Annotated in this window: 22 protein-coding genes; 13 read left to right on the plus strand and 9 right to left on the minus strand. The window is 63.9% G+C overall.

The genetic code is table 11. The features are described from left to right. Positions 1 to 36 precede the first annotated feature (36 nt). From ACJRW5_RS22360 to ACJRW5_RS22395, 8 genes are all read left to right on the plus strand, one after another. Complete coding sequence (locus ACJRW5_RS22360) at positions 37 to 771, plus strand: response regulator (protein WP_484572688.1); 735 nt, start codon at positions 37 to 39, stop codon at positions 769 to 771. Continuing rightward, entirely contained in the window at positions 761 to 2,212 is a 1,452-nt protein-coding gene (locus ACJRW5_RS22365) for an ATP-binding protein (protein ID WP_484572689.1), read from the plus strand. The genes ACJRW5_RS22360 and ACJRW5_RS22365 overlap by 11 nt, the downstream gene beginning before the upstream one ends. Positions 2,213 to 2,306: 94 nt before the next feature. Then, entirely contained in the window at positions 2,307 to 3,551 is a 1,245-nt protein-coding gene (locus ACJRW5_RS22370) for a D-mannose isomerase (protein ID WP_484572690.1), read from the plus strand. Positions 3,552 to 3,655: 104 nt separating this feature from the next. Next, positions 3,656 to 4,924 (plus strand): ABC transporter substrate-binding protein, encoded by a 1,269-nt coding sequence (locus ACJRW5_RS22375; RefSeq protein ID WP_484572691.1) that lies wholly within the window; start codon positions 3,656 to 3,658, stop codon positions 4,922 to 4,924. A gap of 114 nt (positions 4,925 to 5,038) precedes the next feature. Further along, positions 5,039 to 5,947: a carbohydrate ABC transporter permease gene (locus tag ACJRW5_RS22380; protein ID WP_484572692.1), complete on the plus strand. Its 909-nt coding sequence runs from the start codon at positions 5,039 to 5,041 to the stop codon at positions 5,945 to 5,947. Next, positions 5,940 to 6,842, plus strand: coding sequence for a carbohydrate ABC transporter permease (locus tag ACJRW5_RS22385; protein WP_484572693.1), 903 nt, complete (start codon positions 5,940 to 5,942; stop codon positions 6,840 to 6,842). Before ACJRW5_RS22380 ends, ACJRW5_RS22385 begins: the two co-directional genes overlap by 8 nt. 29 nt (positions 6,843 to 6,871) lie before the next feature. Next, complete coding sequence (locus ACJRW5_RS22390; RefSeq protein ID WP_484572694.1) at positions 6,872 to 8,038, plus strand: ABC transporter ATP-binding protein; 1,167 nt, start codon at positions 6,872 to 6,874, stop codon at positions 8,036 to 8,038. A gap of 171 nt (positions 8,039 to 8,209) precedes the next feature. After that, a complete protein-coding gene (locus tag ACJRW5_RS22395; protein ID WP_484572695.1) occupies positions 8,210 to 9,448 on the plus strand; it encodes a carbohydrate porin in 1,239 nt (412 codons plus the stop codon). A 335-nt stretch (positions 9,449 to 9,783) separates the two neighbouring features. Here ACJRW5_RS22395 and mapR read toward each other — a convergent pair whose 3' ends face one another. Together mapR and ccoG are read right to left on the minus strand one after the other, a co-directional pair. Continuing rightward, positions 9,784 to 11,196: a GntR family transcriptional regulator MpaR gene (gene mapR, locus ACJRW5_RS22400; protein ID WP_484572696.1), complete on the minus strand. Its 1,413-nt coding sequence runs from the start codon at positions 11,194 to 11,196 to the stop codon at positions 9,784 to 9,786. Positions 11,197 to 11,433: 237 nt separating this feature from the next. After that, on the minus strand, positions 11,434 to 12,846 hold the full coding sequence (gene ccoG / locus ACJRW5_RS22405; protein ID WP_484572697.1) for a cytochrome c oxidase accessory protein CcoG: 1,413 nt from the start codon (positions 12,844 to 12,846) through the stop codon (positions 11,434 to 11,436). A 341-nt stretch (positions 12,847 to 13,187) separates the two neighbouring features. Between ccoG and ACJRW5_RS22410 the strand changes: the two genes are divergently transcribed. From ACJRW5_RS22410 to mqo, 5 genes are all read left to right on the plus strand, one after another. Next, positions 13,188 to 14,855, plus strand: a complete 1,668-nt coding sequence (locus ACJRW5_RS22410) for a nitrite/sulfite reductase (RefSeq protein WP_484572698.1) — start codon at positions 13,188 to 13,190, stop codon at positions 14,853 to 14,855. Then, entirely contained in the window at positions 14,852 to 15,373 is a 522-nt protein-coding gene (locus tag ACJRW5_RS22415; RefSeq protein ID WP_484572699.1) for a DUF934 domain-containing protein, read from the plus strand. Before ACJRW5_RS22410 ends, ACJRW5_RS22415 begins: the two co-directional genes overlap by 4 nt. Then, a complete protein-coding gene (locus ACJRW5_RS22420; RefSeq protein ID WP_484572700.1) occupies positions 15,370 to 15,723 on the plus strand; it encodes a CidA/LrgA family protein in 354 nt (117 codons plus the stop codon). Before ACJRW5_RS22415 ends, ACJRW5_RS22420 begins: the two co-directional genes overlap by 4 nt. Then, positions 15,720 to 16,403, plus strand: coding sequence for an LrgB family protein (locus ACJRW5_RS22425; RefSeq protein WP_484572701.1), 684 nt, complete (start codon positions 15,720 to 15,722; stop codon positions 16,401 to 16,403). Before ACJRW5_RS22420 ends, ACJRW5_RS22425 begins: the two co-directional genes overlap by 4 nt. Positions 16,404 to 16,729: 326 nt before the next feature. After that, positions 16,730 to 18,334 (plus strand): malate dehydrogenase (quinone), encoded by a 1,605-nt coding sequence (gene mqo, locus ACJRW5_RS22430; RefSeq protein WP_484572702.1) that lies wholly within the window; start codon positions 16,730 to 16,732, stop codon positions 18,332 to 18,334. Positions 18,335 to 18,947: 613 nt separating this feature from the next. Here mqo and ACJRW5_RS22435 read toward each other — a convergent pair. From ACJRW5_RS22435 to ACJRW5_RS22465, 7 genes are all read right to left on the minus strand, one after another. Beyond that, the gene (locus tag ACJRW5_RS22435; protein WP_484572703.1) at positions 18,948 to 19,661 is read right to left on the minus strand and encodes a S1 family peptidase; all 714 of its coding nucleotides are present in this window, start codon (positions 19,659 to 19,661) and stop codon (positions 18,948 to 18,950) included. Between the two features lie 187 nt (positions 19,662 to 19,848). Next, complete coding sequence (plsB, locus tag ACJRW5_RS22440; RefSeq protein WP_484572704.1) at positions 19,849 to 22,332, minus strand: glycerol-3-phosphate 1-O-acyltransferase PlsB; 2,484 nt, start codon at positions 22,330 to 22,332, stop codon at positions 19,849 to 19,851. A gap of 381 nt (positions 22,333 to 22,713) precedes the next feature. Further along, positions 22,714 to 23,556 (minus strand): EamA family transporter, encoded by an 843-nt coding sequence (locus tag ACJRW5_RS22445; protein WP_484572705.1) that lies wholly within the window; start codon positions 23,554 to 23,556, stop codon positions 22,714 to 22,716. Positions 23,557 to 23,639: 83 nt separating this feature from the next. Then, positions 23,640 to 24,038, minus strand: coding sequence for an MAPEG family protein (locus ACJRW5_RS22450; RefSeq protein WP_484572706.1), 399 nt, complete (start codon positions 24,036 to 24,038; stop codon positions 23,640 to 23,642). Between the two features lie 113 nt (positions 24,039 to 24,151). After that, entirely contained in the window at positions 24,152 to 24,460 is a 309-nt protein-coding gene (locus ACJRW5_RS22455) for a hypothetical protein (protein ID WP_484572707.1), read from the minus strand. 200 nt (positions 24,461 to 24,660) lie between these two features. Next, the gene (locus tag ACJRW5_RS22460) at positions 24,661 to 25,167 is read right to left on the minus strand and encodes a tannase/feruloyl esterase family alpha/beta hydrolase (protein ID WP_484572708.1); all 507 of its coding nucleotides are present in this window, start codon (positions 25,165 to 25,167) and stop codon (positions 24,661 to 24,663) included. 114 nt (positions 25,168 to 25,281) lie between these two features. Next, positions 25,282 to 25,575, minus strand: a complete 294-nt coding sequence (locus ACJRW5_RS22465; RefSeq protein ID WP_484572709.1) for a chorismate mutase — start codon at positions 25,573 to 25,575, stop codon at positions 25,282 to 25,284. Positions 25,576 to 26,064 lie beyond the last annotated feature (489 nt).

Genomic DNA, 26,064 nt, shown 5'->3' on the forward strand with positions numbered 1-26,064 from the left:
CCCCAGATACAGGCATAACAACAAAGGTGGCGGACCATGAGCCAGCCCGGCAAGTCGATACTGTTGGTCGATGACGATCAGGAAATTCGCGAACTGCTCGATACCTACCTGAGCCGCGTCGGCTTTCAGGTGCGTGCGGTGGCCGACGGCGCCACATTTCGCCAGAGTCTGTGTGCGGAGTCGGCCGACCTGGTCATCCTCGACGTGATGCTGCCCGACGAGGACGGTTTCAGCCTGTGCCGCTGGGCGCGCGAACACCAGCGCTTCGCCCAGGTGCCGATCATCATGCTCACGGCCAGCTCCGACGAGGCCGACCGGGTGATCGGCCTGGAGCTGGGCGCCGATGATTACCTCGGCAAACCGTTCAGCCCGCGTGAGCTGCTGGCGCGAATCAAGGCGCTGTTGCGCCGCGCCCAGTTCACCCAGGAGCGCAGCGGCGAAGTGCTGGCCTTCGACGACTGGCGCCTGGATATGGTCAGCCATCGGCTGTTCCACCGCGACGGTGAGGAGGTAATTCTGTCCGGTGCCGATTTCGCCTTGCTCAAGCTTTTTCTCGATCATCCGCAGCAGATTCTCGACCGCGACACCATCGGCAACGCCACCCGTGGCCGAGAGGTGATGCCGCTGGAACGTATCGTCGACATGGCCGTCAGCCGGCTGCGCCAGCGCCTGCGTGATACCGACAAGCCGCCACGGCTGATCCGCACCGTGCGTGGCAGCGGCTACCAACTGGCGGCCACGGTCAGCATGCAGGCCGGCGATGGCCGTTGACCCCAGGCGCTGGCTGCCGCGCTCGCTGCTGGGACGCATGCTGTTACTGACGCTGCTGGCGATATTGGCGGCGCAGACGCTGTCCAGCGTGATCTGGCTGTCGCAGCTGCGCGCCACCCAGCTCGAGGGGCTGGTGACCACCGCACGCAGCCTGGCGCATTCGATGTCGGCCAGCGTGCGTTATTTTCGCTCGCTGCCGGTGGCCTACCGGCCGCTGGTGCTCGACCAGTTGCGCAGCATGGGCGGCACGCGTTTCGTGGTCAGCCTCAATGACCGCCCGCTGCAGATGAAGCTGCTGCCGGCCTCGCCACGCAAACAGGCAGTAACCGAGGCGGTGGCCGAGGTGCTGCACCAGTCGCTGGGCAATGCCGCGGACATCTCGGTGACCTTCGTCAGCCCCGATGATCTGCGCATCTTCAATGGCGGGCTGAAGCTTGATGAGTTGCCGCGTTCTTGGGCGCACTACGCTCTGACCCTGGAACCGGTCAACCCGCCAGTGCTGGTGACGCAGATTCAACTGGCGCCAGGCGAGTGGTTGTATATCGCGTCATTGCTGCCCGAGCCCTACACCAGCCTGGAAGAGCCGGTCCTGCCGACCCAGCAGTTATGGTTCATCCTGCTGACCAGTGCCTTTCTGCTGCTGTTCATCGGCCTGCTGGTGCACCTGCAGAGTCGCCCGCTCAAGCGCCTGGCGCGCACCGCGCGGCATATGTCGCTGGGCGCCGAGGTGGAGCCGGTAGCCGAAGGCGGCGGCCGCGAGGTGGTGGAGGTGGCCCGTGCATTCAACGCCATGCGCGAGCGCATCAGCCGCTACCTGACCGAACGCGCGCAGCTGTTCAGCGCTATTTCCCATGACTTGCGCACGCCCATCACGCGTCTGCGCCTGCGCGTCGAACTGCTCGACGACGACAACCTGCAGACCAAGTTCGGCCGCGACCTGGACGATCTGGAACTGCTGGTCAAAGGCGCGTTGCAATGCGTGAAGGACACCGACATTCACGAGAACATCGAACCGGTGGACCTCAACCACTTGTTGCATTGCCTGGTCGAGCCTTACCTGGCGCCTGCGGGCACTGGCAGCGTGACGCTTGCCGGTGAAGCCCTTGCGGCCTACTCCGGCAAGCCGCTGGCGTTGCGTCGCTGCATCGGCAATCTGATCGACAACGCCTTGAAATATGGGCGTAACGCTCAACTGCATATCGAGGACGATGGCGCGGCCTTTGTCCTGCACGTCGATGACGATGGTCCTGGCGTGCCGGAGCAACGCCTGGAGCAGGTATTCGAACCGCATTTCCGTCTGGCTGGCCAGCAGCAGGGCTACGGCCTGGGCCTGGGCATCGCGCGCAACATCGCCCATAGCCATGGTGGCGAGGTGAGCCTGCGCAACCTGCGTGAGGGCGGTTTGCGCGTCACCTTGCGTCTGCCACGAACGCCGGACTGAATGTCACCGTCGTGTGACGAAGGGGCGCGCTTTTGTGACCGGAGCGCTGTGGGGCCCTGACTAGAATGGCGCCGAATCCGCATGGAGCAACACGATGAAGACACCTGACTGGCTCGCTGACAGCTGGTTGCGCAAGCCCGCCCATCTCGCCTGGCTGGCTGCCGAAGGCCAGCGCCTGTTGCCGTTCGCGCGGGGGGCGAAGGTCGAGCAGGGCTTCGCTGCGCTCGATGCTCAAGGGCACCTGCCCGAGGGCGCGGTCGCCGAGCTGATTCACACCACGCGCATGACCCATTGTTTCGCCCTGGCGCATATTCAGGGCATTCCCGGTCACGCCGTGCTGGTCGACCATGGCCTTGCTGCACTGCGCGGCGCACTGTGGGACGAGGTGCGTGGCGGCTGGTTCACTGACGCCACGCGTTGCGGCGGCAAGTCCGCCTACCTGCATGCCTTCGTCGCCCTGGCCGCCAGCTCCGCCACGGTCGCCGGCCGGCCCGGTGCGCAAGTGCTGCTGGACGATGCCATCGGCATCATCGAACGGCATTTCTGGAGCGAGGGGGAGGGCGCGCTGCGCGAGAGCTTTACCTCTGACTGGGGCGATGAGGAGGCTTACCGCGGCGCCAACAGCAACATGCATGGTGTAGAAGCCTTTCTCGCCCTGGCCGATGTCACTGGCGATGTGCTCTGGCTGCAGCGTGCGCTGCGCATCGCCGAGCGCGTGATCCATCGGCACGCTGCCGTGCGCGGGCACGTGGTGCTCGAACATTTCGATGCGCAGTGGCAGGCGCTGCCGGAGTACAACGCCGACAACCGCGCTGACCCCTTTCGCCCCTACGGCAGCACGCCGGGCCATGCCTTCGAGTGGGCGCGGCTGCTGCTGCACCTGGAGGCCGCACTGAGGCAGGCCGGGTGCATTGCGCCTGACTGGCTGCTGGCCGATGCCGAAGGCCTGTTCGTCTGTGCCTGTAATCACGCCTGGCAGGCCGATGGTGCACCAGGATTGGTCTACAGCCTCGACTGGGAGAAGCGGCCGGTGGTACGCGCACGTTTGCACTGGGTGCATGCCGAGGCGGTTGCGGCGGCGGCCGCACTGCTGCAGCGAACCGCAGGGGCTGTGTACGAGCAGTGGTATCGGCAGTTCTGGACCTTCATCGCTGAGCATTTCATCGATCTGCGCGGCGGCAGCTGGCATCACGAACTCGACAGCGCCAACCAGCCGGCCGCCAGTATCTGGGCGGGCAAGCCCGATCTGTACCACGCCTATCAGGCGCTACTGCTGCCGCGTCTGGCGCTGGCGCCGAGCCTGGCTACGGCGCTGGCCGCGGATGTAACCAGGCGGTGACATTCATGCATCCTTTCGTTACCCGGGCCGCCGACGGCCCTGATTACACTCCCTGACAACGCAAGCACCACGACTTGCCCGATAACAACAAGAAAGGTACTTCGATGAACGTTATGACTCGCATCGCCACTGCCGTTTCCCTCGCGTCCCTGTTCCCCTTCGCCGCCCTGGCTGCCGACTCCAAAGGTACGGTGGAAGTGGTGCATTGGTGGACGTCCGGTGGCGAGGCCGCTGCGGTGAAGGTCCTGCAGGATCTGGTCGAAAAGGACGGTTTCACCTGGAAGGACGGTGCTGTGGCTGGTGGTGCCGGTTCCGCCGCCATGACGGTGCTGAAGACCCGTGTGGTGTCCGGCAACCCGCCGGGGGCAGCGCAGATCAAGGGCCCCGATCTGCAGGAGTGGGGCGCGCTGGATCTGTTGGCGCCACTCGATGAAGTGGCTAAGGCCAACGGCTGGGATGGCCTGCTGTCGAAGACCGTTTCCAAGACCATGCAGTACGACGGCCACTACGTAGCGGTGCCGGTGAACATTCACCGGGTCAACTGGTTGTGGATCAACCCGCAGGTGTTCGAGAAGGCCGGCATCGACAAGGCGCCTACGACCCTCGAAGAACTTTATGCCGCCGGTGACAAGCTCAAGGCTGCCGGTTTCATCGCCCTGGCCCATGGCGGCCAGCCCTGGCAGGACAGCACCGTATTCGAGGGTCTGGTGCTGAGCATCATGGGCGCAGAGGGCTTTCACAAAGCGTTCGTCGAAAACGATGAAGCGACCCTGACCAGCCCGCAGATGACCGAAGTATTCACCGCGCTGAAGAAGCTCTCCACTTACATGGACGATAACCGCGCCGGGCGTGACTGGAACCTGGCCACAGCCCAGGTGATCGACGGCAAGGCCGGCATGCAGATCATGGGCGACTGGGCCAAGAGCGAATGGACGGCCGCCGGCAAGGTAGCGGGCAAGGATTACCAGTGCGTGCCGATGCCGGGCACGGCTGGCAGCTACACCTACAACATCGACTCCATGGCCATGTTCAGGCTCAAGAACGAAGGCGACATCGCCGCCCAGCACTCCCTGGCGCGCATCGCCCTGGAGCCCGAGTTCCAGTATGTGTTCAACCAGAACAAGGGGTCGATCCCGGTGCGCGCCGACCTGGACATGAGCAAGTTCGACAGCTGTGCCCAGGCCTCGATGAAGGATTTCCAGGAGGCCGACCAGAACGGCAAGCTGGAACCGAGCATGGCTCACAGCATGGCCACCAACCTCGCCGTGCAGGGCGCCATCTTCGATGTGGTGAGCAACTTCATGAGCGAGAAAGACGCCGACCCGAGCAAGGCCGGCGCGCAGATCTACGCGGCGATCAAAGCCGCGCAGTAGCACCAGCGGGCCGGCACGCCGGCCCAATCCCGAATACTGCCTCGCGCGATTGGGCCCTTGCCTGGTCGGGGCATCGTTCGGCCCGAATTTCACTTCGCCAACTGGTAATGCCCGATGAGTCTCACCACGCAGATGACCAAGGCCTCACCTCTGGATGTGCTGCAACGCTGGCTGCCCAAGCTGGTGCTGGCGCCGAGCATGCTGGTGGTGTTGGTCGGCTTTTACGGCTACATCCTCTGGACCCTGGTGCTGTCGTTCAGCAACTCCAGCTTCATGCCCAGCTACAAGTGGGTCGGCCTGCAGCAGTACATGCGCCTGATGGACAACGACCGCTGGTGGGTGGCGAGCCAGAACCTGCTGGTGTTCGGCGGCCTGTTCATCGGCATCAGCCTGGTGATCGGCGTGTTTCTCGCGGTGCTGCTGGACCAGCGCATCCGTCGCGAGGGCTTCATCCGCACCATCTACCTCTATCCCATGGCGCTGTCGATGATCGTCACCGGCACCGCCTGGAAGTGGCTGCTCAACCCAGGCTTGGGCCTGGACAAGATGCTGCGTGACTGGGGCTGGGAGGGCTTTCGCCTGGACTGGCTGGTGGATCAGGACCGGGTCATCTACTGCCTGGTGATCGCCGCCGTGTGGCAGGCCTCGGGCTTTGTCATGGCGCTGTTTCTGGCCGGGCTGCGCAGCGTCGATCAGTCGATCATCCGCGCCGCCCAGGTGGATGGCGCAGGATTACCGACCATCTACCTGCGCATCGTCCTGCCCAGTCTGCGTCCGGTGTTTTTCAGCGCGGTGATGATTCTCGCGCACATCGCCATCAAGAGCTTCGACCTGGTGGCGGCGATGACCGCCGGTGGCCCCGGCTACGCCTCCGACCTGCCGGCGATGTTCATGTACTCCTTCACCTTCAGCCGCGGCCAGATGGGTGTCGGTTCGGCCAGTGCGATGCTGATGCTGGCCGCCATCCTCACGCTGCTGGTGCCGTATCTCTACTCGGAACTGCGGGGCAAACGTCATGACTGATGCGAGCGTCGCGCCGCGACGAACTGCCGATCACCTTTTGCCCCAGGGAGACGGTGCGAAACGACGGGTCAGGGCGATCACTCCCAGTCGTCTGGCGATCCACGCCACCCTGCTGTTCGCTGCCGCGCTGTATCTGGTGCCACTGGTGGTGATGCTGCTGACCAGCATCAAGACGCCCGACGACATTCGCACCGGCAACCTGCTGTCCTGGCCCGAGACCGTCACCCTGATCGGCTGGGTCAAGGCCTGGGGCGTGGTCGACGGCTACTTCTGGAACTCGGTGAAGATCGCCGTGCCGGGCGTGCTGATCTCCACGGTGATCGGCGCGCTGAATGGCTACGTGCTGTCGATGTGGCGTTTTCGAGGGTCGCAGCTGTTCTTCGGGCTGTTGCTGTTCGGCTGCTTCCTGCCGTTCCAGACCGTGCTCCTGCCGGCCTCGTTCACGCTTGGCAAGCTGGGCCTGGCCAACACCACCACGGGGCTGGTGCTGGTTCACGTGGTCTACGGCATCGCCTTCACCACGCTGTTCTTTCGCAACTACTACGTCACCGTGCCCGAAGCGCTGGTGCGGGCGGCGCGGCTCGATGGCGCCGGCTTCTTCACCATCTTCGGGCGCATTCTGCTGCCGATGTCGGTGCCGATCATCATGGTTTGCATGATCTGGCAGTTCACCCAGATCTGGAACGACTTCCTGTTCGGCGTGGTGTTCGCCAGTGGCGATGCGCAGCCGATCACCGTGGCGCTGAACAACCTGGTCAACACCAGCACCGGCGCCAAGGAATACAACGTCGACATGGCCGCCGCGATGATCGCCGGGCTGCCGACGCTGCTGGTGTACATCGTCGCGGGCAAATATTTCCTGCGTGGCCTCACGGCCGGTGCGGTCAAAGGCTGACACCCACGCCTTCATCTGTGGAGAAGTAAATGGCAACGCTCGAACTGTGCAATGTCAACAAGTCCTATGGCAGCGGCTTGCCGGATACCTTGAAGAACATCGAGTTGTCGATCGACTCCGGCGAGTTCCTGATCCTGGTCGGCCCATCCGGCTGCGGTAAATCCACCCTGATGAACTGCATCGCCGGGCTGGAGGACATCAGCGGCGGCGCGATCCGGGTCGATGGTGCCGACATCAGCGGCATGAGCCCCAAGGATCGCGACATCGCCATGGTGTTCCAGTCCTACGCGCTGTACCCGACCATGAACGTGCGCGACAACATCGCCTTCGGCCTGAAAATGCGCAATCTGGCGCCGGCCGACATCGACGAGGAAGTGGCGCGGGTGGCCCGGCTGCTGCAGATCGAGCACCTGCTGCAGCGCAAGCCCGGCCAACTCTCCGGCGGCCAGCAACAGCGCGTGGCCATGGGCCGGGCGTTGGCGCGGCGGCCGAAGATCTACCTGTTCGACGAACCGCTGTCGAACCTCGACGCCAAGCTGCGCGTGGAAATGCGCACCGAAATCAAGCTGATGCACCAGCGTCTGAAGACCACCACGGTGTACGTCACCCACGACCAGATCGAGGCCATGACCCTCGGTGACAAGGTGGCGGTGATGAAGGACGGCATCATCCAGCAGTTCGGCACGCCGCAGCAGATCTACAACGACCCGGCCAACCTGTTCGTGGCGAGTTTCATCGGTTCGCCGCCGATGAACTTCATTCCCGTACAGCTGCAACGCCGCGATGGCCAGTACTGGGCCGCACTCAACTCTACGCTCGGGGTCGCCGGCCAGGCGCGCTGCGAACTGCCGCTGGGCGACATGGCGCAAGGCCTGGAGAACCGTGAGGTGATCCTGGGCATTCGCCCGGAGCAGATCCAGCTGGCTGGCGAGGTCTCTGACGAGGCGCCGAGCATCTGCGCCGAAGTGGAGATCACCGAGCCCACCGGGCCGGACACCCTGGTGTTCGTCAACCTGAACCAGACCAAGGTCTGCTGCCGGCTGGCACCTGACGTGCTGCCCCAGGTCGGAGCCAGCCTGTCGCTGCGCTTCGAGCCGAGTCGGGCGCTGCTGTTCGATGCCCGGAGCGGCGAGCGCCTGCTGGCAAAAAAGCGCGTGGCCACTGACAACAAGGTGGCGCAGTTGAAGCGAGGTTAGCTGTGTCGCCTGGATGAAATCTGGGGCTGCCCAACCAACCTCCCCGGATTGCACTCGGGCTGCGCGATGCACCAAGTCACCCAGGGTGCGCCGTCCGCACCAAGGAAACGAAAAACCGTCGCTGCGGCGGTGATCCGCAGCATCGCTCAATAAAAACAATCAGGAGCAACGATGAAGACCACACCGCAAACCTTCACCCGCTCGCTTGGAGCTCCCTGTCTGCTGGCCCTGGCCATCGGCGCACCGCAGGCACAGGCCGTCGAGTTCACCGGTTACCTGCGCAGCGGTATCGGTGGTGCGGACACCGGCGGCACTCAGCAGTGCTTCCAGCTGCCGGGCGCGCAGTCGAAGTATCGTCTCGGCAACGAATGCGAGCAGTACATCGAGCTCGATCTGCGCCAGGATCTGTTTCGCCTGGATGACGGCTCGGTGATCAGCGTCGAAGGCATGGCCCAGCTCTACAACCAGTACGGTCATACCCCGAAGTTCACCGGTGATTACGGCTCTGCGCGAATGAACCAGATGTACGCCGAGTGGAGCAACATGCCCGCGCTCAACGGCGGCTCGCTGTGGGCCGGGCGGCGTTTCTACAAGCGTAACGACATCCACATCTCCGACTTCTACTACTGGAACCAGAGCGCCACCGGTTTCGGTATCGACGAGATGAAGATTGGTGACCTCAAGTACAGCTACGTGTTTTCGCGTAAGGACAACTACGACCAGGAGCCCTACATCAACCGCCACGATTTCAACGTCGGCGGTTTTCAGGTCAATCCGGGGGGCGAGCTGGAGGTGGGTGTCAGCTATATCGACAAGCCCGACAGTACCGACAGCCACAGCGGTTGGGCGGTGACCGCGCAGCACAAGCAGGAGGACTTCCTCGGTGGGGTCAACACCTTCGCCCTGCAGTACGGGCGCGGGCCGGGCACCGGCCTGGGCTATACCGGCGATCCGACCCTCGACAACAGCAACCGCAGCTGGCGCCTGGTGGAGTTCTTCGACTTCCAGATGACGCCGCGTCTCGGCGGCCAGGTGCAGCTGGTCTACCAGAAGGACAAGCGCCCGGACGGCGCGGATCAGAACTGGTTGTCCATCGGCGGCCGCACCAGCTACGCCTTTACCGAGCAGTTCAAGCTGGTCGGCGAAATCGGTCGCGATCAGGTTGAGGCGCCCGGTGGCACGCGCAAGCTGACCAAGTTCACCATCGCGCCGACCTGGTCGCCAGCGGGGCCAGGTTTCTGGGAGCGCCCGGAAATTCGTCTGTATTACACCTATGCGAGTTGGAACAAGGCAGCGCAGCGGGCCGCCAACCTGTTGGCCGACGGTTCGGCACTGTCCGAGAACGGCGCCTTCGGCAGCGCCCGCAACGGCTCCAACTTCGGCGTGCAGGTGGAGTACTGGTGGAAGTAGGGCGCTTGTAGACTGTGCCCGCTGCAAAAACAGCCGGTGCGCACGGCGCACCCTACGTCAGATGGCGCAGACCTCCCGTAGGGTGCGCCGCGCGCACCTGGCTTTTATCGAAGCAACCGTGCCACACGCCCGTAGCCCGGCTGCAATCCGGGGCGATTCCTGCAGCGGCCTCGGATTTCATCCGGGCTAAAGTTGACGGACATAGCGCGCAGATTGATCGGTGCGCACGGCGCACCCTACGTTAGATGGCGCAGACCTCCCGTAGGGTGCGCCGTGCGCACCAGGCTTCTACTGTCGGAGCAATTTGGTCATCGGCTCCCCGGATTGCATCCGGGCTACAACAGCCCCGCCACCAGGCGCCCGAGCACTTCCATGGCCTGCTCGCTGCGCGGGCTCCAGGGGTGGCCGTAGTTCAGCCGCGCGCAGTGGCGAAAGCCCTGGCTGGCGGAGAAGATCGGCCCCGGCGCCAGGCTGATGCCCTGCGCCAGGGCCAGGCGCAGCAGTTGCAGCGAGTCCAGGCGCTCGGGGAACTCGAACCAGAGAAAGTAACCGCCGGCCGGTCGCGTGACGCGGGTGCTGGCGGGAAAATGCCGCGCCGCTGAGGCAAGCATCGCGCTCTGCTGCATTTCCAGCGAGTGACGCAGCTTGCGCAGATGGCGGTCGTAGCCGCCGTGCTGCAGGTAATCCGCCAGTGCCGCCTGGGCCGGCACCGAGGGGGAGATGGTGGTCATCAGCTTGAGCCGGGTGATCTGTTCGGCATAGCGTCCACCGGCCACCCAGCCAATCCGATAGCCGGGCGCCAGGCTCTTGGAAAACGAGCTGCAATGCATCACCAGCCCTTCGCGATCGAAGCTTTTCACCGGCTTGGGCGGGTGGCTGCCGAAGTACAGCTCGGCATACACATCGTCTTCGATCAGCGGCACCTGATGCTCGACCAGCAGTTCGTACAGCGCCTGCTTCTTCGTCTCGCTCATGCTGGCGCCAAGCGGGTTCTGCAGGCTGCTCATGAACCAGCAGGCCTTGATCGGCAATTTTTGCAGGCTGTCGGAGAGGGCGCCCAGGTCGATGCCCTCGCGCGGGTGCACGGGAATTTCCACCGCCTTGAGCTGCAGGCGTTCCAGTACCTGCAGGCAGGCGTAGAAGGTCGGCGACTCGATGGCTACCAGATCGCCCGGCTGGGTCACGCACTGCAGGCAGAGGTTGAGCGCTTCCATGGCGCCGTTGCTGATCACCAGTTCCTCCATCGGCAACATCACGCCGCTGACCATGTAGCGCAGAGCGATCTGCCGGCGCAGGTCAGCGTTGCCGGCGGTCATGTCGGCGATGATCTCGTGCGGCGAGAGCATGCGCAGGGCGTGCGCCATGCTCTTGGCCAGGCGCGGCAGGGGGAACAGGTCGGGGCTGGGGAAGGCCGAGCCGAATGGCACGGTGTGCGGGTCTTTCAGTGAGGCGAGTACCGAGAACACCAGCTCGCTGACGCCCACATCGGTGGTCTGCGCGGCGTGGGCGGAAAGCTCCGGCTCATGCAGCGGGCGTTTGGCATGTTCACGGACGAAGTAACCGGAGCGTGCCCGGGCCTGGATCAGGCCGCGGTCTTCCAGCAGGTAGTAAGCCTGGAACACGGTGGATGGGCTGACCCCGTAGGTACGGCTGGCATGGCGCACCGACGGCACCTTTTCACCCGGGCCGAGCACGCCGGTACGGATCAGCTCGGCGATCTCGTCGGCGAATTTCTCGTAGCGCTTCATCCTGTCCTGGTTCACCGAGGTAAAGAGGGGAGGTGAATACTTTACGGGGTGAGCGGCAGACATGGCAGGGTCTCGTGAAGGGGACGTACATCGGATGTGGCAACCGTAGCCCGGATGCAATCCGGGGACGTATCTCGAACCGCCGCGGATTGCATCCGGGCTACGCTATTCGCCGCGGGGCGCGGCTCCTACAGGAATGTGGCAGAACCCGTAGGAGCCCCGCCTCGGGGCGAAGCGCTAGCGCAGCGGCGCGAGGAAGGTGCTCTGGGTGCTGACGCGGCTGTCCGGGTCGGCCTGGTCGCTGACCTCGAACGCCAGGGTGCGTGTGCTGGCAGTGTTCTCGGCAGACGTGAGCGCCACGTTCAGCGGCAGGTCGCGGATTTCCCCCGGCGCCAGGTTCAGCGTGCTCGGGCCGTGCAGTTCGAAGTCGCCGGGCTCGACCAGGGTGATCACATAACTACGCGGCTGCTGGGTCTTGTTGATGATCTTCAGGCTATAGATGTTCTCGATCTGGCCCAGCGCATTCTCGCGATACAGGCCACGGTCGCGGGTTACGTCCAGGGAGATCAGCGGGCGTTCGGCCAGCGCCCAGACGAAGGCGCCGATCATCACCGCCAGCATCGCCGCGTAGCCGATCAGGCGTGGCCGCAGCCAGTGGGTCTTGCCGCCTGCCAGTTCGTTCTCGGAGCTGTAGCGCACCAGGCCACGGGCATAGCCGAGCTTGTCCATCACACTGTCACAGGCGTCGATACAGGCGCCGCAACCGATGCATTCGAGCTGCAGGCCATCGCGGATGTCGATGCCGGTGGGGCAGACCTGCACGCACATCGTGCAGTCGATGCAATCGCCCAGGCCCTCGGCCTTGTAGTCGGCGTCCTTGCGCCGTGGGCCACGGTTTTCGCCACGGGCGGTGTCGTAGGAGATGATCAGCGAATCGCTGTCGAACATCACGCTCTGAAAGCGCGAGTAGGGGCACATGTCGCGGCACACCTTCTCACGCAGCCAGCCGGCGTTGATATAGGTGGCGGCGCTGAAGAACAGTACCCAGAACGCGGTGCTGGCACCCACCTCGAAGGTCAGCAGATCCAGCGTCAGCTGGCGTATGGGCGTGAAGTAGCCGACGAAAGCCAGCGCCGTCACCAGGCTCACTGCCAGCCACAAACCGTGCTTGGCAATGCGCCGCGCCAGTTTCTGCAGGGACCAGGGCGCGGCGTCGAGCTTGATACGCTGGCCGCGGTCGCCCTCGGTGATCTGCTCCACGCGCATGAACACCCAGGTCCACACGCTCTGCGGGCAGGCGTAGCCGCACCAGACCCGACCGGCCAGCACGGTGATGAAGAACAGACCGAAGGCGGCGATGATCAGAATGGCCGAGAGCAGGATGAAATCCTGCGGCCAGAAGGTCGCGCCGAAGATATGGAACTGGCGGTTCTGCAGATCCCAGAGCACGGCCTGGCGACCGTTCCAGTCGATCCAGGCGGTGCCGAAGAACAGCAGGAACAACAGCCCGGCACCGATCAGGCGCAGGTTGCGATAGCGCCCGGTGAAGCTGCGGGTATGAATCGGGCCGCCGGCCTGGGCCGGTGTCAGGCGGATGGGTCTGGCGGGGTCGATGGTCTCGACGGCTCGCACGGGGATCAGTTCGGTCATGGTCTTGCCCTCATCAGGCGTTTATCAGGCTGGCGCCATGATCCGAGTGCAACTGATCGCGAAACAGACTCAGGTTTTCGATAAAAAAGCAGATCAGATGATTGTTACGCGTGTCCGCTGAAATCTGCGAAAGATCGCCAGGCACCGTCCTGTCTAATGTCTGGCGCTTTCATAGCGAGCGATACAGCGACCACCCTGCGACATCGCGCCGCGCCAATCAGAGCGCGGTATCGCCGGCTGGCGTTTTTCTCTGATCCGGTTTTTTAAGGCTTTTCTGGCGCTGTTTTCGGCACACGCCTGGCAGGCATAGTCGACGCCCCGTGATCAGGAGGCATGCCTGCATGTACCAATACGACGATTATGACCGCGCGCTGGTGCGTGAGCGCGTCGCCCAGTTCCGCGACCAGGTACAGCGGCGCCTGGCTGACGAACTGAGCGAAGAGGAGTTCTTGCCGCTGCGGCTGCAGAACGGCCTCTACCTGCAGAAGCATGCCTACATGCTGCGTGTGGCGATCCCTTACGGCACCCTGTCGGCCAAGCAGATGCGCGCCCTGGCGCACATCGCCCGCGAGTACGACCGGGGCTATGGGCACTTCACCACGCGGCAGAACATCCAGTTCAACTGGGCCGAGCTCGAGCGTGTGCCGGACATTCTCGACTGGCTGGCCGAGCACGACATGCATGCCATTCAGACCTCCGGCAACTGCGTGCGCAACATCACCACCGAAGCCTTTGCCGGGGTCGCGGCCGACGAGTACCTCGACCCGCGCCCGCTGGCCGAGATTCTCCGGCAGTGGTCGACGGTCAACCCGGAATTCCTGTTCCTGCCACGCAAGTTCAAGATCGCTCTGTGCGCCGCTGCAGAGGATCGCGCGGCGGTGCAGGTGCATGACATCGGCCTGCAGCTGTACCACGACGAAACCGGCGAGTTGCTGTTGCGGGTGCTGGTCGGCGGTGGCCTGGGGCGCACGCCGATCATTGCCCAGCAACTGCGCGAGGGCCTGTCCTGGCGCGATCTGCTGTCTTACGTCGAGGCCATTCTGCGTGTCTACAACCGCCACGGCCGACGCGACAACAAGTACAAGGCGCGGATCAAGATCCTGGTCAAGGCCCTGGGCATCGAGGCGTTCGCCAGCGAGGTGGAACGCGAATGGCAGATGATCAAGGATGGCCCGGCGCAGCTCACGGACGACGAATATCAGCGCGTCGCGGCGTCCTTCCACAAGCCAGCCTATGTGCCGCAGGACGCCATCGATCTCGATTTCGGTACGCATCTGGCGCAGGACGAGGCCTTTGCCCGCTGGGTCGCACGCAATGTCATGGCGCATCAGGTGCCTGGCTATGTCAGCGTGGTGCTGTCGACCAAGCCTGGTATCAGCGCACCGCCCGGCGATGTCAGCGCCGAGCAGATGGAGGCGCTGGCCGACTGGAGCGAGCGCTACGGCTTCGGCGAGATTCGCGTCGCCCATGAGCAGAACCTGGTGCTGCCGGATGTGCGCAAGGCCGATCTCCACGCGCTGTGGACACAAGCCCGGGCTGCCGGGCTGGGCACGGCCAACGCCGGCCTGCTCACCGACATCATCGCCTGCCCGGGTGGCGACTTCTGCGCGCTGGCCAACGCCAAGTCGATTCCCATTGCACAGGCGATCCAGCAGCGTTTCGACGATCTCGACTACCTGCATGATCTGGGTGATATCAGCCTGAACATTTCCGGCTGCATGAACGCCTGCGGCCATCACCATATCGGCAACATCGGCATCCTTGGCGTCGACAAGAACGGCAGCGAGTGGTACCAGCTCACCCTCGGCGGCAGCCAGGGCCAGCAGGCGGCACTGGGCAAGGTGATCGGCCCATCCTTCGCCGCCGAGCAGGTGCCCGAAGTGATCGAGCGTATCGTGCGCACCTACGTGGATCATCGCGAGGTCTACGAGGGCTTTCTCGATACCTTCCAGCGCATTGGTCTGGAGCCCTTCAAGGAGCGCGTGTACAGCCGGGAGGTGACGGCATGAACAACCTGATTCGCCTGGTCGAGGGGCAGGCCCGTGTCGTCATTGACGATCCTTGGCAACTGCAGGGCGAAGAGAGCGGCGCGCCGCTTATCCTGCCGCTGGCGGTCTGGCGTGAGCGACAGCCAGCGCAAGTACTCGAGGGAGGAGCGCCGAGTGCCGATGGCGTGTTGCTGCAGGTGGATGACGACCCGGAAACGCTGCAGCCGTTTCTCGCCAGCCTGCCGCTGATCGCCATCGACTTCCCCAGCTTTCGCGATGGTCGCGGCTACAGCCAGGCCTACCTGTTGCGCACGCGCCTGGGCTGGCGCGGTGAGCTGCGGGCCGTGGGCGATGTGCTGCGCGACCAGCTGGCGCACATGCGCCAGTGCGGCTTCGATGCCTTCGCCGTACGTGCCGACAAATCGCTGGAGGATGCACTCAAGGGCCTGCAAGGGCTCAGTGTGTTGTATGGTCGTTCGGTTATCGAGCCGCGTCCGCTGTTTCGTCGTGGGCGCCATAAGGAGGAGTCGAGATCATGATGGTGCGTGGCCTGTTCTGGCTGGTATTGCTGCAGTTGTTCGGCGTAGCCCTCAACCACTGGCTGTTGCCGATGTTGCCTGGCTCGATCATCGGCCTGCTGTTACTTTCGATCTGGTTGATGGCGCGCGGCGCCGTGCCTGAGCCGCTGCAACAGGCGGCCAACGGTCTGCTGCCCTACCTGCCGCTGCTGCTCGCCGTGCCAGCCTCGGGCATCATGACCAGTGGTGAGCTGCTGTTTGGCGAGCTGCCGGTAATCGCCACAGCGCTGGTGCTGTCCTTGCTAGTCACCGTGCCGTTATGCGGCTGGCTGCTGCAGACACTGATCCGCCGTCAGGAGCGCAAGGGATGACGTTGCTGACACATCACCCGCTGTTTGCCATCGCCCTGACGCTCGCCGCTTTCCTGATCGCTGTCTGGCTGTACCGCCGCAGCGGCTGGCTGGTCCTGCAGCCCGTGCTGGTGTCGGTGACACTGATCGTCGGTACCCTGTGGCTGTGCGGGGTGGACTACGCCACCTATCGCGCCGGCGCCGAGCCGGTGGCCTGGTTGCTCGGTCCGGCCACCGTGGCCCTGGCCGTGCCGTTGCAACACAACATCCAGCGTATTCGCCAGCTGTTCTGGCCGATCATGATCACGCTCTGCGCCGGTGGCGCGCTCTCGGTCGGTCTGACCCTGCTCATCGGCTGGGCCCTGGGTGCGGACTGGAGCGTGGTGATGAGCCTGGCGCCGAAGTTCGTGACCATGCCGATTGCCATGCCGGTGGCCGAGCAGATCGGCGGTGTGGCGTCGCTGGCAGCGGTGATGGTGATGCTCACCGGTGTGATCGGTACGGCGTTGGGGCCGTTGCTGCTGCGCTGGGCCGGGGTCGATCATCCTGCGGCGCGGGGCCTGAGCTATGGCATCAATGCTCACGCCATCGGCACCGCCCATGCGTTGCAGGAGGGCGAGGAGTGCGGCGCCTTCGCTGCGCTGGGCATGAGCCTGCTGGGCATCATGACAGCGGTGCTGTTGCCACTGTTGCTGGCCTGAGTCCGGCTTCCCCGGCAGCAATTGCCGGGGAGTAGGGCGGAATCCCGCCATCTGCCTCTGAGTGTGGGCGAGCATCTGGCGAGATGTCGCCAGGGCTCGGTCGTTCTCCGCCGCGTCGCGCCTTGTTCCGCGCGGCTGCGTCTTATCGTGGCACGTCTATTGCTCCAGCCGGCGGCGCGCTGGAGTACGCCCGCCAAGAGGCCCGGAACATCCTTCCTCCCGCCGCGCCGCAGACCTGCGGCCATCGCCCATGAGCGGCCCACACGGCTGCTACCCGAAACCTTGCCTGCACGGCCCAGCGTCGTGCGACAACACTGGACTGTCCCATGAAGAAAATCCTGCTGACGCTGCTCTGCTTCAGCGTGCTCGGTTGCTCCAAACCCCAGGAGCCCGAGAAAACCGTCGACGTACTGCTGATCGGTGCCGGCATCATGAGTGCCACGCTCGGCACCTACCTCAACGAACTGCAGCCAGACTGGAACATCGAAATCTACGAGCGTCTCGACCGCGTAGCCGGGGAGAGCTCCAACGCCTGGAACAACGCGGGTACCGGCCACTCCGCGTTCTGCGAGATGAACTACACGCCGGAAACTGCCGATGGCGGTATCGACATCAGCAAGGCCATCACCATCAATGAAGCCTTCGAGATCTCCAAGCAGTTCTGGGCCACGCAGATCGAGCGTGAGGTCCTCGGCAAGCCGAAGACCTTCATCAACAATGCGCCGCACATGAGCTTCGTCTGGGGCGAGGACAACATCGAGTACCTGCGCAAGCGCCACGCCGCCATGCAGCACAGCAACCTGTTCCGCGGCATGGAGTACAGCGAAGACCCGGCGCAGATCGCCCAGTGGGTGCCGCTGATCATGCAGGGCCGTGACCCGCAGCAGAAGGTTGCCGCTACTCGCATGGCCATCGGCACCGACGTCAACTACGGCGAGATCACCCGTCAGCTGACCAACGCCCTGATCGGCAAGGACAAGGCCCAGCTGTTCCTGCAGCATGAAGTCCGCGACTTCGAGCGCAACGCCGATGGCACCTGGCGCGTTACCGTGGCCGATCTGGCCAGGGATGAAGTGAAGACAGTCAACGCCCGCTTCGTCTTCATCGGTGCTGGCGGCGGTGCGCTGAAACTGCTGCAAAAGTCCGGGATCGAAGAGGCCGAAGGCTATGCCGGCTTCCCGGTCGGCGGCCAGTTCCTGGTCACCCGCAACCAGGATGTGGTTGCCCAGCACCTGGCCAAGGTCTACGGCAAGGCTTCGGTTGGCTCGCCGCCGATGTCGGTGCCGCACCTGGACACCCGCGTGATCGATGGTGAAACCGTGCTGCTGTTCGGCCCGTTCGCCACCTTCTCCACGAAGTTCCTGAAAAATGGCTCGCTGCTGGACATGTTCAGCGCCATGACCACCGATAACTTCCTGCCGATGGTCAACGCCGGGATCGACAACTGGTCGCTCAGCACCTACCTGATGGGGCAGCTGATGCTCAGCCAGGAGGACCGCATGGCCTCCCTGCGTGAGTACTTCCCCGGTGCCCGCGATGAGGACTGGGAGCTGATCAATGCCGGTCAGCGTGTACAGATCATCAAGAACGACCCAGTCAAGGGCGGTGTACTGCAGTTCGGCACCGAGGTGGTGACTTCCGCTGACGGCAGCATCAGCGCATTGCTGGGTGCTTCGCCGGGGGCCTCGACTGCTGCGCCGATCATGTTGCACCTGATCGAGAAGGCGTTCGCTGACAAGGTCGCCACTGCCGAGTGGCAGGCGCGCCTGAAAGCGATCATCCCGTCCTACGGGCAGAAGCTCAACGACGACCTGGAGCTGACCAACCGCATTCGTCAGTGGAGCAGCGAGCGTCTGCAGCTGCTGCACGTCGAGGTTGCGCCGGACATGGAATTGCCGGTCGAGCCCGAACCTGCGGAAGTGACCTTGTAACGTCGCCCTCGCTCCAAGAGCCCGCCCTGCGTCATGCGCACGGCGGGTTTTTTCTTGGATCACCATCCGTCCCGTACGTAATCATCGAGGCCATCCGAGAGCTAAGGATTTCGCGGCTAAAGCCGCTCCTACGGAACAGATGAACACCTGTAGGAGCGGCTTCAGCCGCGATGCTTTTGTCGATGCCAAAGCCCCCCGGATTGCATCCGGGCTACGCAACCGTACGTGATCATCAAGGCGATTCGAGAGCTAAGGGTTTCGCGGCTAAAGCCGCTCCTACGGAGCAGATGAACACCCGTAGGAGCGGCTTTAGCCGTGATGCTTTTGTCGATGTCAAAGCCCCTCGGATTGCATCCGGGCTACGCAACCGTAGGCGATCATCAAGGCGATCCGAGAGCTGAGGATATCGCGGCTAAAGCCGCTCCTACGGAGCAGATGAACACCCGTAGGAGCGGCTTCAGCCGCGATGCTTTTGTCGACGCCAAAGCCCCGGATTGCATCCGGGCTACGCAACTGGTCGGCATGGCTGGTAAGGCTGTCGCAGCTGAAGCCCCTCCCACGGATTGTGAGGGGCGATGGTTGTGGGAGGCGCTTTAGCGGCGAACTGCTGCCGTCACTCCGTCAAGGTCATCAGAATGTCGGCGTACCAGGTGCAGTTCAGCCCCAGCGCTTCGTCCTGATCTTCATCGCGGTTGCCGAGCAGGCGGGTGGAGTGGATGCCGAGCAGGTGCCAGGGCAACTCGCCGTCGACGCTGGAGCGCTTGACCACCGGGGCGCCGCTGATACCGCGATGGGTACGGCCGTCGGTGAGGAAATAACCAAGCCCCTGGAAGCGCAGGCCGAACGAGGAGGCCAGGCCGGCATGCCGTGCCACCGGCATGCGGTGCAGGGTGTCCTGAAACCCGAGCGGGAAGCCGACTACCAGCAGCGTCGAACCAATTTCCACATGCTCGTCGGCCTGCAGCAGATGCTGCGGTGTGAAGGCCTGGTAGACGCTTCCTGCCGGCAGCGCCGACTGGTCCAGTTCGATCACGGCCACGTCGATCTCACCGGCACCATCGATACCCTGATGCCACTGGCGCTGTTCGCCTTCATACAGCGCGATGCTGAAGTCGGCGGTGCTGGCCAGATTGTCTGCATCGCAATGCAGCTCGATCTGCAGGGCATCCGGTTGATGGCCGCTGGGCTCGTCGAGCACCACGTGGCGGCTGGTCACCAGAAACAGGCGTTTGTCTCGTGCGAAGAAGAAACCGCTGGCATTGGTCAGTGTCTGTCCCGCTGCCAGGGTGGTGATGCGGGCGGCGCTCAACATCAGTGAATCGATCATGGCCTGGGCCTCCTGCCAGTCTGTGGCCTATTCACTGACTGCCAAAACCGTGACAGGTTCGTCTGGTCGTATCGAGCCAGCGCCATGGTGGATGCAGTGGGTCGGTAGGGTGCGCCGTGCGCACCGGGCAACGGTATGGATCGCAAGGTGCGCACGACCTGGGCGGCCCCGCGACACCCCACGGACATCACGGTGCTGTCGGTTCATCCTCGTTGCGATCCAGCGCCACCTGGCGGATCGACAGGCGAATCTCGGCCGGCAGCACGCGCTTGGCAGCGCCTTCGGCCAGCTCGCTGAGCAGCGGGTGATGGCTCAGCTTGCCGGCTTCGTCCTGGCGCAGCACGCCCTGATCCAGCAGGCTCTGGATGAAGTGGCGGAACAGGCTCTTGTCGAAGAACTCCGGTGCGTTCAGGCCATGCAGGATGGACAGGCGCTGGGCCATCACCGTGCACAGGTCTTCCAGCTCCTCGGCGCTGATCGCGTTCTGCCCGGCGTTGAGCAGCAGGGCGATGGCCATGTAGAAGCGCTGCAGGGTCTGCGCCACCGAGCGCGACAGCAAGGTCAGCAGCACGAACTGGCGCGAGCTGGGCGCCGGGCGCACGTACACGTCGCCCTCGACCTTGAGCAGGCCCTGTTCGACGAAGGCCGCCAGCCACTGGTCGATCACGCCTTCCAGCTCGCTCTGCTCCCAGCGAATGAACAGCTCCGCCTGCAGGTACGGATACAGGGCGCCGGTAAAGCGCAGAATCTGTTCGCGGCTGATCCGTGCGCTGCTCTGGAAGAAGCTCGCCAGCAGCGCCGGCAGGGCGAAGATGTGCAGCACGTTGTTGCGGTAGTAGGTCATCAGGACGGCGTTCTGCTCGTCCAGATAGAGAATCTTGCCCAGCGCATCCTTCTGCTCGGCCAGCAAGTCCATGCCCTGCACGTGCTCGATCAGCGCCGCGCCGTCGCCTTCCGGCAAGGTGGTGTGCGGCGAGTAGGGCACCGCGCGCAGCAGCGCCAGGTACAGGTCGAGCACGCGAGTCAGCGCGCGCTCATCCAGTGCCAGCTTGCTGGTGGACAGCAGCGCCAGGGCCACCAGGTTGACCGGGTTGACCGCAGCCGCCTCGTTGAGATGGCGCGCCACATGCTCGCCCAGACGATTGGTGGTCGCGTTGAGCCAGCTCGGACGGTATTGCGGGCCCAGCTCCTGCTGGCGCCAGCCGGGTTGTTGCTGGTCGAGAAACTCACCCAGCTTGATCGGCTCACCGAAGTTCACCGACACCTGACCGAAACGCTGCTTGAGTGCACCGAGCACCTTGAACAAATCGAAGATCGACTCTTTCTTCTTGCTCGCGCCGCGCAGTTCGCCCAGGTAGGTGCGGCCTTCGAGCACGCGCTCGTAGCCGATGTACACCGGCACGAAAACGATGGGCAGGCGATGCGAACGCAGGAAGCTGCGCAGGGTGATCGCCAGCATGCCGGTCTTCGGCCTGAGCATGCGCCCGGTGCGCGAACGGCCACCCTCGACGAAGTACTCCACCGGGAAGCCCTTGCTGAACAGGGTGTGCAGGTACTCGTTGAATACGGCGGTGTACAGCGGGTTGCCCTTGAAGGTGCGGCGCATGAAGAAGGCGCCGCCACGGCGCAGCAGGCTGCCGATCACCGGCATGTTGAGGTTGATGCCGGCGGCGATGTGCGGCGGCGTCAGGCCGTTGCGGAACAGCAGGTAGGACAGCAGCAGGTAATCGATATGGCTGCGATGGCAGGGCACATAGATCACCTCGTGGCCCTGGGCGATGTCGCGCACACCTTCGACGTTGTGCACCTTGATGCCGTCGTAGATCTTGTTCCAGAACCAGCTCAGCACCAGTTCGAGAAAGCGGATCACCGTGTAGGTGTAGTCCGAGGCGATCTCGTTGCCATAGCGCAGCGCCTGGGCTTCAGCCTTCTCCAGGCTGATCTTCTCGCGCTCGGCTTCCTCGGCGATGGCCTGGCGTACCAGCGGGTCATGCACCAGGCCCTTGACCAGGTTGCGTCGGTGCGAGACGTCTGGACCGATCACCGCCGCCTTCTGGTTGCGGAAATGCACGCGCAGGATGCGGTTCACCATGCGCAGGGTGCGTTCCTGGCCTTTGTCCTGTTCGACCAGCTCACGCAGATGGATCGGCGTGGAGAACTGCACACGGGTCTTGCGCCCGAGAATCAGGATGCTCACCAGCCGGCGCAGGCGCCCGGTGACGGCCCAGCTGTCGGCGAACAGCAGCTTCCAGGGGCTGGTCTCGCGATCCGGCGACTGCCCCCAGAACACGCTGACCGGCACGATTTGCGCGTCGTCCACGGCGTGCTGGCCGAGGGCAGCAACCACGCGATCGAGGGTTGGCGAAATGCCGCGTTTGTCCTGACGGCCGAACCAGTCAGGCTCCGGCGTCAGGTAGAAGAAGGCGGCGGGCTCGATATGGTCCCCGACCGCCACCGGCAGCACCGGACGCGGCAGACCGGCCTTGGTGCACTCGCGGTCGACCACCGCCAGGTCGCTCACAGAAGGCTGCTGCAGCACGTAGAACACCGGTTTGCTGCGGTCGAGCTTGAGGGTGAAGGCGGACTGGTTGATGGTTTCCGAGCGTACCCAGAGGTACAGCAGGCGGCGCAACGCGCTGAAGGCCATGCGGCGGAAAGGGGAGCGGGTCATACGAACTCTTGGGCAATTAAACGAGCGGATGCTCGGGAAGGGCGCTAGTGTGCCGCAAGCCTGTCTGGCCGGCAAAAAACTCGTGCGTCCAGGCAGTCAGCCCGGCCAGCATGCAGGCGACGTGTGACGAAAAAACGGTCAACGATTCAGCACCCGTTGATCAACAGAACTGCAAATCGGGTTTGGGGTTCCCGATCAGAATGGCGAGTCAGGCCGCCCCGGTGGTGCGGACCGACTCCTGAGCGACTGGTTGCGCCCGGGTATCGGCTAGCAGCGAGCTCTGCCCGCGAAGCGTCGGTACTTGGGGGCGCGAGCAAGGCCCGCACTTGCAGGTTTCCTGCCTATCTGTAGCCCGGATGAAATCCGGGGAAGGCGCTGTCCCTACGCCAACTTCATCACCACAACGCCGGCCGCGATCACCGCGCACGCCAGCAGGCGAATCGGTCGTAGCGATTCCTTGAGCAGCACCATCCCCAGCAGCACGGCGAACACCACACTGGTCTCGCGCAGCGCCGACACCAATGCCACCGGCGCCTGGGTCATGGCCCAGATCACGATGGTATAGGCCGCCATCGACATCGCCCCTCCGGCCAGACCACCACGCCAGTGTGGCCCCAGTTGAAGAAAGGCACGTGGCCCGCGAATGATGGCCAGCACTGTCGCCATCACCAGGCCGTTGACGGTGAACAGCCACAGCGAATAACTCAGCGCAGCGCCATTGCTACGGGCCCCCATGGCATCGCACAGCGTGTAGCCCGCGATGAACAGAGCCGTCATCAATGCGCAGAACAGCATCGCCATTTGTGGCGCCTTGTGCTGTCCGCCGCGCAGTGCCATCAGCCAGATACCCGTTACCAGCACCAGCAGCCCCAACAGCTGCAGGTTATTCAGGCCATCATTCAGGAACAGCAATGACAGCAGCGCGACCATCAGCGGGGAGCTGCCACGGGCAATCGGATAGACCTGGCCCAGGTCACCGTATTGATAAGCGCGGGCGAGGAAGAAGTTGTAGCCGATGTGCAGCAACGCCGACAGCGCGATCCATGGCCAGGCAGAGGCCTGCGGTACGGCCACCAGCGGCAGGGCACAGAGCGCCACCAGACCGGCGCCGATCTGGATCAGCGTGGCGGTGAGGAAACGGTCGAGACCGATCTTGAGCAGGGCGTTCCAACCGGCATGCAGGGCAGCGGCGGTGATGACGGCGAGAAAGACCGTGGTTTCCAAGAGCGGGCCTCGATGAGGTCAATGGGATGTCGCAGTCTACCGGGAGTCGATGACGAAACGTGCAGGCATCGAGGGCGCTGTGATCAGCGCGAAATCGTCAGCAAGACGGCCACCCACAGACCCAGGGTCGCCAGGAAGTTCACCGTGAATACCAGGCCACGAAGCCGAACATTCGTCGTACAAATCTGCACGCTACTGTGTGCGACCCGGCCAAGAATGAAGATCCAGGCCAGCCAGACCGCAACGGCCGGCGCGACCTGCTGCTGAATCAACAACAGGCATGCGGCATGGAAGAAAACGGGCCACTCGAACTGGTTGGACAGATTGGCGCTGATGCGCGGTTCGACCGCTGCCCATGGATTGCTTCCGTCGGCTCTGCCGCCAATATCCCAGACCTTGGGCGCGCGTGCGAGCGTCAGCAATACATAGAGAAAAGCACTAAGCGCCACATGCGCGGCCATTGGCAGTATCAGTGGATGCATGCTTTGGTCCTCGACGGAGGTTGATTGCGTACCCCAATTGTGGAATTCGGGCGCTAACGCCGTGCCTCATGCATGAATCGGCGCGAGCGGAGGTACAGAGCCGGGCGCCGCACTCAGGTATATCGACGAGCCTGCTTTGTACGCAGCGCCAATATAACGGACAGCGGCCCACAAACCAGCAGTAGCGCGTGTGGCCAGCTTCGCAGCCAGGAAAGCACGGCAAGTACGGACTCAAGGTCATTGATGAAGTGGAACAGGAGCATTGGCGTTACTTCGATGATGGCCAGCAATGCAAATGAAACCACTGCGATAACACCAAACATCGAGTTGGACTGCTTGCGTACCAGCAGCGCGGCATATACCAATAGCGTGTATGCCGCGAACAACGGCCAGTGCACGGTGGGCAGATGTATCGTTTCCATAGACGCATCTCTGTCGAGGCCGATGTGGGCGCAAGAGCGTGTTTCGCATGACTGACGGATCAATCAGCGCTTTCTCGGGGGAGCCTGTATAAGCGTTTGCGTGTTGCGAATGAGCCTTTGACCGGGCTGCTGTCGCAGCCGGTCTTGGGCGCACCATCATTGGCCGAAGAGGCCGCAAGTGGCAGCGGCCTCGGCGCGCCTCAGGGCGTTACGCAGCTGTAGCTGGCAGCCTGGTTCTTGTCACCGCCGTTGTAGTGGGCGTAGCTCGGGTAGGCGCACAGCGGCATCTGCCGCTCGGGCATCGACGGTGCCTTGGCCACCATGCTGGCCGGTGCCTCGCCGTTGCTGCGCCAGTTCTCCAGCGCGGTCAGCGGGTCGAAGTCCTCGAAGGCCTGGCCGCCGCCGCAGTGGGTCATGCCCGGCACCACGAACAGGCGGGCAAAGTCATTGCCGCTTTGCTGGCGGGTCTGCTCGTACCAGCGGGTGATGTCCTTGACCGAGAAGATCGGGTCGGCCGCGCCCTGGAAGATCAGCATGCGCCCGCCACGCTGGACGAAGGTGCTCAGGTAGGTTTCATCGGCATCGAAGTAGCCGCCGACCTGCGCCACGGCGTCAGCCAGTTGCGCGTAGTCGGGGTTGGCCGCCAGCTTCTGCGGCGGGCTCATGAACAGCGCTTCGAGCGACGGCACGCTGAGGCTCTGGTTCATCGCCGGGCGCTCGGCGCTGCCCAGCTTCCACGCACGCCAGCCCGGCGAGGCGATGCCCGGCTCCCATGCCCAGCCGCTGTAGAGGGCGTTGCCCTGGCTGTCGTGCGGGCCGTCCTAGACCGACTCCAGGCGCGAATGTTCCTGCAGTTCGGCATGGATAAAGGCGGCGATCATCGCCCGGTACACCGACTCCACCACCTCGCAGTCGGCACCCTGCGCCTTGGCCATGCTGCGCACATGGGCAATCACCTGCTCGACCCGCTCCGGCGCCGGCACTTCGGCGGCACTGCGCTTGAACCCCGCCGCTTGTTTGACCAGCTCACCCCGGCAGGCGAGCAGGGCGACGATTTCGCGGTCGATCGAATCGATGTGTTCACGTACTTCCTGCAGGGATTGGCAGCTGTCCATGGTTGAGCTCCGTGTGCTGAAAAAGGCAGTGGCGCCAGCGGCGCAAGGAGGCGATTGTCCCCGCCGCAGAGCGGGCGGGTGCTGTCACAGATCAGCAAACAACCGCCCCCGGCAGACGCTACTCCCCGGTCTGCTCATTTGTCTTGAAGTGCGTCGCAAGGGCGGCTTTTGCCTCGCACAGCGGTAGTGTGGGAGCCCCGACGTTTCGCACTCCTGATGCTCCCGATTTCGCCCTCCCGGGCAAAGGCGTGTTTGGGTACGGCTGGGAGAAGCTGTGTCCCGCAGTGGTTTGCCGTGTGGTGACGGTTGTAGGAGCTGGCATGCCAGCGATGGGCGTTGCCGGCAGCACCATCGCCAGCAAGCTGGCTCCTACAGGTTCGGCTGATGTTTGCGTGTAGTCTGAGGCCCCGGCCCGTAACCCTTCGAATTTTTCGAAAAGAACGATCCAATTTGCGCGGATTATCTCGTGGCGGGAAGTGCGGCACAGTG

It is taken from the genome of Pseudomonas pichavaramensis (assembly GCF_050473265.1).
Lineage (GTDB): Bacteria > Pseudomonadota > Gammaproteobacteria > Pseudomonadales > Pseudomonadaceae > Aquipseudomonas.